Source organism: Micromonospora sp. LOL_025 (assembly GCF_048060285.1).
GTDB lineage: Bacteria > Actinomycetota > Actinomycetes > Mycobacteriales > Micromonosporaceae > Micromonospora.
Genome location: NZ_JBHMIR010000132.1, coordinates 1 through 432, shown reverse-complemented (window position 1 = coordinate 432; position 432 = coordinate 1). Strand labels below are relative to the sequence as shown.

The following is a 432-nucleotide window of genomic DNA, read 5'->3' as shown; positions in this document are numbered from 1 at the left end:
GTCCGCCGGCACCGCCTCCGCGCCACCGTGCCCCAGCACCTGCGCGACCAGGCCCCGCACCAGCACGTCGATCTGGGCGCGCGCCTCGTCGGGCGCCAGGCCCGCGAGCTGGTTGGCCCAGTCGCCGCCCCGCGCGGCCCGTCGCCGGGCCGCCGTCGACCCGATCAGGGTACGCAGCACGGCCGGCACCGGGCCGGCACCGAGTGCTGCCCGCATCGCCGGTACGTCGATCACGGCCGGCACCAGCGCCGGGCGCTCCGCCACCAGGGCGGCGTCGAAAAGCTCCAACCCGACCTCGGCGCTCATGGGCGTCAGACCCGCCCGCGCCGAGCGCGCCCGATCCGCCTCGTCGATGGAGGCAGCCATGCCGGCGGTGTCCCACATCCCCCACGCCAGGCTCACCGCCGGCAACCCGAGCTGCCGCCGGTACAC

The 432-nt window shown here is 77.5% G+C and carries 1 protein-coding gene; it reads right to left on the bottom strand.

What is annotated here, in order from left to right; translation table 11 throughout:
* On the bottom strand, positions 1–306 hold a 306-nt coding region (locus ACFHW0_RS31810; RefSeq protein ID WP_416613324.1), incomplete at its 3' end, for a hypothetical protein.
* Between the last annotated feature and the right edge of the window lie 126 nt (positions 307–432).